4 protein-coding genes are annotated in these 11,416 nt (G+C 40.2%); 1 reads left to right on the top strand and 3 read right to left on the bottom strand.

Translation table 11 applies throughout. The features are described from left to right. The 3 genes from AB1422_11540 to AB1422_11530 form a co-directional block, all read right to left on the bottom strand. The coding region (locus tag AB1422_11540; GenBank protein MEW6619947.1) for a hypothetical protein at positions 1-818 on the bottom strand (818 nt) is incomplete at its 3' end. Positions 819-928: 110 nt separating this feature from the next. Continuing rightward, positions 929-1,069: a hypothetical protein gene (locus AB1422_11535; protein MEW6619946.1), complete on the bottom strand. Its 141-nt coding sequence runs from the start codon at positions 1,067-1,069 to the stop codon at positions 929-931. A gap of 341 nt (positions 1,070-1,410) precedes the next feature. Continuing rightward, positions 1,411-11,208 carry a hypothetical protein gene (locus tag AB1422_11530; protein ID MEW6619945.1) on the bottom strand — a complete coding sequence of 3,266 codons (9,798 nt, stop codon included), beginning with the start codon at positions 11,206-11,208 and terminating at the stop codon, positions 1,411-1,413. Here AB1422_11530 and AB1422_11525 point away from each other — a divergent pair. Next, positions 11,180-11,416, top strand: a 237-nt coding sequence (locus AB1422_11525; GenBank protein ID MEW6619944.1) for a hypothetical protein, incomplete at its 3' end; no start/stop codon positions are given. The two genes, AB1422_11530 and AB1422_11525, sit on opposite strands and share 29 nt — an antisense overlap.

The following is an 11,416-nucleotide window of genomic DNA, read 5'->3' as shown; positions in this document are numbered from 1 at the left end:
TTATGGTCTAAACTGGCAGCTAAATCCTGAATCTCCTGCGTAATCTGAATATCATGTGTCTCGTCTAAATCACCTTTTGTAGGTGCAGTTAATTCAGGTATAGTTTTAATCGTTGATAATTGTTCTCGTGCCTTGTTTAACTCCTCTTGTGTAAATAATTTTCCTTCAGGAGGTTTAACAGATTCATATCCCTCTAATTCCTCAATAGACACATATTTCCGCTCTGCAGGTGGCATTCGCCTTTCGGGTAGTTCAGGTTGTGGACCAGGACGATATACATTATCTAGCTTTAACTCTGTCTCTATGTACTTTAATAATTCCGTAATCCGTTGTTCGATGTCCGTAGTTTGATTAATTAATCCATTTAGATACCTCTTTAGCCTGGATAGTTTCTCATCATACTCTTTAACATAACTTTTATGTCTGGCAAATACTTCTTCACCAAACCCCTTTGTCTGAACTAATTGTTCTATCTGTTTAAACTTTATCTGGACATCTTTGTCGATTAAATCTAATCGCGGTATTACACTGGCTATCTTTATTTGTAGATTTTTTAGATGATTGATTGAGGGGGGGGTAGATTTAATGTCTTTTAGAGTAGCCTTCAGGGAAAACTCTAAATCTTCGATTACCTTAGTTAACTTCTTTGCCTCCGGGGATAATATGCCTTCTGGGGCAATTTGAGATGATAATTTATGGACTTGTTTAGAAAGAGTGGATATTTTTTTAGCTTGATAAGTCAAATCTGTTGCATTTAAACTAATAGGCAGGAAACAAAGGATAAAGGAATATAAAGCAATTTTAAATACTTTCACCATTTTTCTCCTTCTTAGCCATTTATTAGCTTATATAAACTATACCACAAGAATTAAAAAATCTCAAGATAAAAAAATTATTTTTTTGTAATTTGATGTCAACTGAAGTTTCGTTAATTTAAGGAGCCATTGAGGCTATCTGAATCCTTCTCAATCTGTTTATTTTGCTCAAAGATGGCAAAATTAGGCTCAAAAGCCTGATGATTTTTTTTGCAACTTATCCTTTGAAGTTGAGTTGATAAAAAATGCTTCACTTATTTTCTTCCCTTTGTGCCCTTTGCGATTTATCCTTTTTTAATCGCAAAGAACGCAAAGAAATCGACCGCAAAGAACGCAAAGATTAAAGGAGAAAGGAATCATAGAAAATTCACGAAACTCCAGTATAATTCATCTTTCCATAAATTTTCTACCGATATATTGTCCCTATGGGACATTAAAATGAAGCAAAATTCAAAACTACAACTTAAAACTAAAGACTTCTCCATCAGTCGCAATAAATCTCAATGAATCTATTAGTTTTAAGGTTTTGAGTTTTGACATTTGAGTTTTGAGTTGATATTGTCCCATCTGATGGACACGGCTGAACGGTTATTACTTATCTAACAATCGCCAGTTTACCGATACATTTTTCCCCTTGTGGATTGGTAATGAGGTAGATGTAGATGCCACTGGCTATCTTCTGACCGCTATCGTTATCTGCAAGCCATATCTTTTGTCCCTTATCTCCCGGGACTACCTCTAATGTTCTGATTAATTCTCCTGATATATCGTATATCTTAATCGTGGCATACCTGGTCAATCTTCGACTTAAGTCATTTTTGGCGCCAAAGGTAATGTGTGTATGTCCTAAATCGCTATTTGGCTTGAATGGATTAGGATAAACAGAGACCTTCCCCAGTGTCTCCGGAGCAACAGATGTGCCAATAGGAATGAAGATTGAAAGAGAATTAGCCTGGCCATAGACTACATTTCGTGTAGTATCCACACCTGAATTATCAGTTATCCACCAGTTATTATCGCGGAAGATATGTAACCTCAAACTATCTTCATCTATTGCTGTTCCATCTACAACACCATCCTCGTCAGCATCTAAATATGGGATTTCAAGATATACGGATAAACTACCTGTGAGTAAATTCCCCGCCGTGCCATACATAGTAATTTCACTAATAGAGGTGGCAAGTCCATTTTCTGGAATATTTACGCCCGCCGGGCTGGGATTAATGGTAATGTAAAAATCTTCGGTAAATGTTCCCAGTTCAACCCTCCTTGTGCCAATAGCGGTGGTAAGCGTTACAGTTCCACCGGTATCTTTATTTATGAGGACTAAGAATGATGAGCTTGTTCCTCTTATTTGATTCTCAAAGTAAGCAAATATCGTATCTGTTCCAGCATTTGGCGATTGCGGTATGGTAACAACCACATTTCTCGTGCTTGTGCCGTTAAATATTATCTCTTGCAGGTAACCAACCTTATCTTGTAATATTACTGTGCCGTTGAAGGTATCAATTGGTGTACCATCAGCCTCACAAGCGGTAAGCGTCACCGCTACCGTTCCACCACTATAGATTGAGGTAACAGATAATGTTGCAAATCTAAAGTAAGATAATGGTGAGATAATTGTTCGGGCATCTGGTTGAGCAGGTGGTGATTCCACTTGCCAGACAGTATCCTCGGCAAGACTATAAAACGCATAGCTATTGCCATACACACCTTTAAAGTCCGCAGAAACTGCCCTTGTGCCATTTAACCAGCAGGTATACGACCCATTGTTTTCAGAGACATAAATCGTGTAGTAACTTATTGTGCCCACTGTATCCTGTCCAATCCAGCTTACCAGGAATGTTGTTGAAGTCTGATATGGCGATAAGGTATTAACTTTTGAACTCGGCACATTAAGGTCAACTACTGTTGTTGAGGTTGGTGTTTCTATTGGGTCAGCAAAATCAAAGATAATACTGGCTTTATTTCTAACTTCTGTGCCGGAAGAAAGGGTATTAGTCGCTTTGACCTTGAAACTAACATATCCTTCTCCAACAGGCGGTGTAGTATTGGGCATAAGGTTTATCCCTTTAAATTCCCATCTTATTAAACCGGTTGTCTGGTCATAACTATAAGTAAGTGAGCCACGATTGTAATTTTCTACGGTATATGTCCCTTCTCCAACACTTATTTCACCCCATTGTAATGTTGAGCGGTCAAATATTGTATCAAGATTATCGGTAATGGTAATATCTATAGCATGTGTTCCATATTCTACGGGCACATTCTCAAATCTAATCTTATAATTTAATTCACCACCACCACCAACATACCACTGTGGGCTGACTAATTTATCATTCGGGTCAACCGCACTCACTATTGGTTCAGTATCGATATCTTTATTATTCTTATAATTACTTTCAGGTGTCGTTGTTGTAATTACCACTTCATTGCGTAATTGAGTTCCCGGCTCAAGATTTGTCAGGACATTAACCTTTATCTGGCAATTACCCAGCTCATCAGGTTCTAATGCAGGGATATTCCACGAGACCGTGTGATTTATAGAATCATAACTGGCTTCAGGAGAGCTGGAAACATAGATTACTTCACGAGGTAAATAATCAACAATTCTGAGATTATCGGCACGAGCTGTTCCATCATTCCAGTAGGTAATATAATAAGTCTTTTCATGTCCAGGTCTTGCTCCAGTGCCCTGTTTACGAATAATCAGGTCTGCCCGTGGGTCAACAACATGTGTTCTAACGATAAAAGAATTATTCTCTGGTCTAATATCTTGTGGTAATAGAGTAATCTCAATTTTATTAGATAAAGTCGAAGAAGCCGCGACACCACTTACTCGCCCAATTAATATAAATGTCCGGTGTGTATGTTTTGGCAAACTTGTTATTTCCCACTTAACTTCTCTGCCAATAATCGTGTATGGTAACCCGCTATCATCCGCAACAAAATCTACTCCTTCAGGTAGGGTATCAATAAGATGGACATTCCTTACCTCAACATTTCCATTATTACCATAATTAATTCTATACTTAATTTTTTTACCGCTGGTGACCTTCTTTGGACCCCATTTATATACCCTTAAATCAATTATTGGAGGAACAACATGAGTTGTCCATGTGCTCTGATTATCACTCAGGTTTTCCTCATTGGTAATAGAGGTAATTTCAATTAAATTAGTCAGCGAAGATGAACCTTGTATTTCCGGGTGGACATCAGCAATTAATCTGAATCTGCCACCACCACTACTCGCTAATGTTCCCACCAACCAGGTAAGCCTATTTCCTGTAATAATCAATGGAAATCCACTTGTATCTGTGGCATAACTTACCCCTGCAGGCAAGGTATCAATAATCTTTACATCCAGGGCCGGGATATTGCCAATATTTCTATACCCAATATCATAAATTATCTCATCTCCTGCAATAACCTGTTTATTACCTTTCTTATGAATCTTTAAGTCAGTGACAGGTCTGGTAATATGAGTGGTCACCGTTGCCTGATTATTTACAGGATTAATTTCATCACCCCAGCCATCAATCTTGATGACATTAGTTAGTGTAGTAGAAGCTGGTAAATCTCCTACCAAAACACTCATCTTAAATGATTTCCATAAATATGATTTAGGTAAAATCCCTACCTGCCATGTGATTACTCCTGGTTGAATATCTACTGGTAGACCACTCGTATCCGTTGCATATTGTACACCTTCAGGTAAAATATCTGTAATAATTACATTAGTAGCCTGTGCATTGCCTATATTGCGGTATGAAATATCATAAGTTAATATCTGAGCAGGAGCTGCAGAAGAAGGTACAAATTTACGAATCATCAAATCAATTGCTGGGACAACTACATGTGTAGTTACAGTTGCACGATTATTAGTATAATCAGTATCAGTACCTACAAATGCAATTTCAACTACATTAATCAAAGTAGTAGACCCAGGAACATCATCTTTTACCTTTACCTTGAGTATAAAAGAGCTATGTGAACCTGGTGGAATTGTATTTATATTCCATGTTAATTTGTTATTATTGATAGTAGTAGGAGTACCCAGACTACTGTTTACAAATTCTACATCTTCAGACAATATATCATTAATAGTAACACTTCCCGCCTCTACATTTCCATTATTAGCATAATTTATCCAATAACTCAATTCTTCACCCGGTTTAACCTCCTCTGGTGAACATTTATATATACTCAAATCAACTTCTGCTAAGTAGCTCTGTGTAGTCCATGTAGCACGACTGTTCAATGTCCCTTTCTGATAAATTTCAACTACATTGGTCAAAGTACCTAATGTAGAAGTACCAACTAAAACAATCATAGTAAATTGACTACCAGTACCTGGTGGTACTGAGCCTATGTTCCAACTAACCTCTGTACCAGTAACAGTAGCCTTAATACCGCTTGTATCAGTAGCATAAGTTACTCCTGTCGGCAGAATATCACGCATAGATACATCTTTTGCAGTTGCATTACCCTGGTTATAATATAATATTTGATATTCCATCTCCTCTCCTGCAGCCACTTCTATTATTCCATATTTTCTAACTACCATATTAGCTATTGGAGTTATAACATGAGTAGTCGCAGTAGCCAGATTGTTGGTAATATCACCATCTTTATAGTCACAGGTAATCGTAGCAACATTAGTTAATGTCTTAGAAGCAGGTATATCCGCTCCTATCCTTACCTTCAAATCAATATATCCTTCATACCCTGCACTAATCGTCCCAATATTCCATATTAAGCCTTGTGCTGAAGTGCCACTCGGAACTGGTGTGCTTGAAACAAAGGTTACACTACCAGGAAGTACATCAGTAATCATTACACCTGTAACAGTGATATTGCTCAAATTACGATATTTAATATAATACATCATCTCCTCACCCGCAGGTATTTCATCTTTTGCAGATTGCTTGTAGATTTCTAAATCAATCTCTTTTGATATAAGTTTTGTAGTCCATGTAGCACGATTATTAGCAAAATTACTCTCGATGGTTGAAGTACTAATCTCAATTACATTAGTTATATTAGTCACCTCTTCACTTTCTTTTACTGTCTTTACTGTTAATTCAAAGTATCCATAACTTGCAGGGGAAACTGTACCTATATTCCATTCGAGAATAGTAAGTGTTCCATAAGTAATTGTAGGAGTGCCTAAAACAGTATTAGTTGCATAATTTGTAAATTTAGGAAGTACATCTTTAATAATTACATTACCCGCAGGGGTATTACCTGAGTTATCATAACTAATCTGATAAGTGATAAGGTCTCCTGAGACGATTTCTTGTGGTCCTTTCTTTTCAATCCATAAATCCAGTATAGGTTTTGTCACATGGGTTGTCCAGGTAGCCTGATTATTATCAGGATTATTATCCACAGTAGAGGTAGAGATAATCTTCACTACATTGGTCAAGGTCATTGAACCATCTAAATCATCTACCTTTACAGTTATGGTAAAACTGCCATGACTCCATGGTGTAACTGTTCCTATCTCCCAGGTTAAGACTCCATTAGTAAAAGTACCTGGTGTCACAGAACTACTTACAAAGGTTACACTTCCTGGTAAGGTGTCACAAATAACCACATCTCCAACTGCTTTATTACCACAATTATCATAATTAATCTGATAAATCATCTCTTTGCCACTAATTACTTTTGCAGGACCATATTTACTGATTACTAAATCAATGAGTAGGATATGAGTAGTACAGGTAGCAATATTATTAGTTGTATCAAAATCTTCTGGAGTAGTAGTAATCCAGACAGTATTGTATATAGTTGAACTGGCAGGAAGTTGTCTTGCAGGTATAATCTTGAATATCAAAATACCTGTTGTTCCCGGTGTCAATGTACCAATATCCCAACTAAAATAGTAACCATCAACAATAGTTGGGGTACCAAAATTAGACCAGAGATAAGTATGTGATAAAGTTCCAAGTGAGGTACCAATCAAATCTGTTATAGTAACACTACCGATTGCTAAATTGCCTTTATTACCGTAGGAAATAGTGTAGGTCAATGTTCCACTTCGTAAAATACCGGCAGGATTTGATTTCTTTAGCCATAGGTCTGAGGCAATAAGCAGAAAACTACTTTCTGCCTCACAATGTGTCCCTTTAGCCTTAACAGTCGTAGTCCCACTGGGTTGAGTATCAATAGTAAAGGAAGTAGAGAATACTCCCCAATTATCACTTATCGTTGTTGTAATAGTTGGATTTCTCCCAAAACCAATTATTATCGAATCAAAACTTCCAAAACCATTACCGCTTACTGTTATCACGGTTCCTATCGTGCCTGATGACGGATTAACCTCAATTATCCTCGGCAAAATCACAAACGGACTATATGCCTCACAATGACTGCCTCTGGCACTAACCGTTACTGTGCCGCATCCCGCCTGCTTATCTACCGTAAAGACAACACTAAATCCACCCTGGCCATCTGTCTGGGTTGTGGCTATACTTGGATTGACACCAAAATCTATGATTATTACTTCATTTGCCCCAAATCCATCGCCACTCACGGTTACCGAACTCCCCACTGTGCCTGATGACGGATTAACCTCAATTATCCTCGGCAAAATCACAAACGGACTATATGCCTCACAATGACTGCCTCTGGCACTAACCGTTACTGTGCCACATCCTGCCTGCTTATCTACGGTAAAGACAACAATAAATCCACCCTGGCCATCTGTCTGCGTTGTGGCTATACTTGGATTGACACCAAAATCTATGGTTATTACTTCATTTGCCCCAAATCCATCGCCACTCACGGTTACTGAACTCCCAACTGTGCCTGATGACGGATTAACCTCAATTATCCTTGGCAAAATCACAAACGGACTAAATGCCTCACAATGACTGCCTCTGGCACTAACCGTTACTGTGCCACATCCCGCCTGCTTATCTACGGTAAAGACAATACTAAATCCACCCTGGCCATCTGTCTGCGTTGTGGCTATACTTGGATTGACACCAAAATCTATGATTATTACTTCATTTGCCCCAAATCCATCGCCATTCACAGTTACCGAAGTTCCCACTGTGCCTGATGACGGATTAACCCCAATTATCCTTGGCAAAATCACAAACGGACTATATGCCTCACAATGACTGCCTCTGGCACTAACCGTTACTGTGCCACATCCTGCCTGCTTATCTACGGTAAAGACAACAATAAATCCACCCTGGCCATCTGTCTGCGTTATGGCTATACTTGGATTGACACCAAAATCTATGATTATTACTTCATTTGCCCCAAATCCATCGCCATTCACCGTTACCGAAGTTCCCACTGTGCCTGATGACGGATTAACCCCAATTATCCCTGGCAAAATCACAAACGGACTAAATGCCTCACAATGACTGCCTCTGGCACTAACCGTCACCGTGCCACATCCCGCCTGCTTATCTACGGTAAAGACAACAATAAATCCACCCTTGCCATCTGTCTGCGTTGTGGCTATATTCGGATTGACACCTAAATCTATGACTATCTCCTCATTTGCCCCAAATCCATCGCCATTCACCGTTACCGAACTCCCCACTGTGCCTGATGACGGATTAACCTCAATTATCCTTGGCAAAATCACAAACGGACTATATGCCTCACAATGACTGCCTCTGGCACTAACCGTTACCGTGCCACATCCCGCCTGCTTATCTACCGTAAAGACAACAATAAATCCACCCTTGCCATCTGTCTGCGTTGTGGCTATACTTGGATTGACACCAAAATCTATGATTATTACTTCATTTGCCCCAAATCCATCGCCATTCACAGTTACCGAACTCCCCACTGTGCCTGATGACGGATTAACCTCAATTATCCTCGGCAAAATCACAAACGGACTATATGCCTCACAATGACTGCCTCTGGCACTAACCGTCACTGTGCCACATCCCGCCTGCTTATCTACCGTAAAGACAACAATAAATCCACCCTTGCCATCTGTCTGGGTTGTGGCTATATTCGGATTGACACCTAAATCTATGACTATCTCTTCATTTGCCCCAAATCCATCGCCACTCACAGTTACCGAACTCCCCACTGTGCCTGATAACGGATTAACCGCAATTATCCTCGGCAAAATCACAAACGGACTAAATGCCTCACAATGACTGCCTCTGGCACTAACCGTTACTGTGCCACATCCCGCCTGCTTATCTACCGTAAAGACAACAATAAATCCACCCTTGCCATCTGTCTGGGTTGTGGCTATACTTGGATTGATACCAAAATCTATGATTATTACTTCATTTGCCCCAAATCCATCGCCACTCACGGTGACCGAAGTTCCAACTGTGCCTGATGACGGATTAACCGCAATTATCCTCGGCAAAATCACAAACGGACTATATGCCTCACAATGACTGCCTTTGGCACTAACCGTTACCGTGCCACATCCCGCCTGCTTATCTACGGTAAAGACAATACTAAATCCACCATCGCCATCTGTCTGCGTTGTGGCTATACTCGGATTGACACCAAAATCTATGATTATTACTTCATTTGCCCCAAATCCGTCGCCACTCACGGTTACTGAACTCCCAACTGTGCCTGATGACGGATTAACCTCAATTATCCTTGGCAAAATCACAAACGGACTATATGCCTCACAATGACTGCCTTTGGCACTAACCGTTACTGTGCCACATCCTGCCTGCTTATCTACGGTAAAGACAACAATAAATCCACCATCACCATCTGTCTGGGTTGTGGCTATACTTGGATTGATACCAAAATCTATGATTATTACTTCATTTGCCCCGAATCCATCGCCATTCACAGTGACCGAAGTTCCCACTGTGCCTGATGACGGATTAACCTCAATTATCCTTGGCAAAATCACAAACGGACTAAATGCCTCACAATGACTGCCTTTGGCACTAACCGTTACTGTGCCACATCCTGCCTGTTTATCTACGGTAAAGACAACGATAAATCCACCCTGGCCATCTGTCTGCGTTGTGGCTATACTTGGATTGACACCAAAATCTATGATTATTACTTCATTTGCCCCAAATCCATCGCCATTCACAGTTACCGAAGTTCCCACTGTGCCTGATGACGGATTAACCGCAATTATCCTTGGCAAAATCACAAACGGACTATATGCCTCACAATGACTGCCTCTGGCACTAACCGTTACCGTGCCGCATCCAGCCTGTTTATCTACGGTAAAGACAACAATAAATCCACCCTGGCCATCTGTCTGGGTTGTGGCTATATTCGGATTGACACCAAAATCTATGATTATTACTTCATTTGCCCCAAATCCATCGCCACTCACGGTTACCGAAGTCCCCACTGTGCCTGATGACGGATTAACCTCAATTATCCTTGGCAAAATCACAAACGGACTATATGCCTCACAATGACTGCCTCTGGCACTAACCGTTACCGTGCCACATCCCGCCTGCTTATCTACGGTAAATATGACACTAAATCCACCCTGGCCATCTGTCTGGGTTGTGGCTATACTTGGATTGACACCAAAATCTATGACTATTTTCTCATTTGCACCAAATCCATCGCCACTCACAGTTACCGAAGTCCCAACTGTGCCTGATGACGGATTAACCTCAATTATCCTCGGCAAAATCACAAACTTACTAAATGCCTCACAATGACTGCCTTTGGCACTAACCGTTACTGTGCCACATCCCGCCTGCTTATCTACGGTAAATATGACACTAAATCCACCCTGGCCATCTGTCTGGGTTGTGGCTATACTTGGATTGACACCAAAATCTATGACTATTTTCTCATTTGCACCAAATCCATCGCCACTCACAGTGACCGAACTCCCAACTGTGCCTGATGACGGATTAACCTCAATTATCCTTGGCAAAATCACAAACGGACTATATGCCTCACAATGACTGCCTTTGGCACTAACCGTTACTGTGCCACATCCTGCCTGCTTATCTACGGTAAAGACAACAATAAATCCACCCTGCCCATCTGTTTGCGTTGTGGTTATACTTGGATTGACACCAAAATCTATGACTATCTCCTCATTTGCCCCAAATCCATCGCCACTTACGGTTACCGAAGTCCCAACTGTGCCTGATGACGGATTAACCTCAATTATCCTTGGCAAAATCACAAACTTACTAAATGCCTCACAATGACTGCCTTTGGCACTAACCGTTACCGTGCCACATCCCGCCTGTTTATCTACGGTAAAGACTGTGGAAAATGTCCCATAATCATTGGTAGAAACAACTGTAATCGCAGGATTGATACCAAATCCAATAGTTATTGACTCCAATGCCCCAAATCCATTGCCAGAGACAGTCACCATACTCCCTACTGTTCCACAATTAGGCGTAATCAAACTAATGTTCCCTGAAATCATAAATTTATCCATTACCTCAAGATTAGATTTTAATCCCTTAACTTTTATCGTTACACTCCCACATCCTGCTTGTGTATTTACCGTAAAGACTATTGTAAATGTTCCAGAGGCATTAGTCGTACTCGTAATAATACTCGGAGTTATCCCAAAACTAATCACTATCCCTTCTGTGCCAGCAAAATCATTACCAAAAACAGTTACTTTACTCCCTACTGTCCCA

Source organism: bacterium, assembly GCA_040757115.1.
GTDB lineage: Bacteria > UBA9089 > CG2-30-40-21 > CG2-30-40-21 > SBAY01 > JBFLXS01.
The sequence above is the reverse complement of the archived record's forward strand: the minus strand, read 5'-3'. Positions and strand labels throughout refer to the sequence as shown.

Bases quoted from the DNA above. Each gene is read 5' to 3' on its own strand.
- AB1422_11530 (MEW6619945.1), bottom strand. From the start codon at position 11,208: ATGGATAAATTTATGATTTCAGGGAACATTAGTTTGATTACGCCTAAT.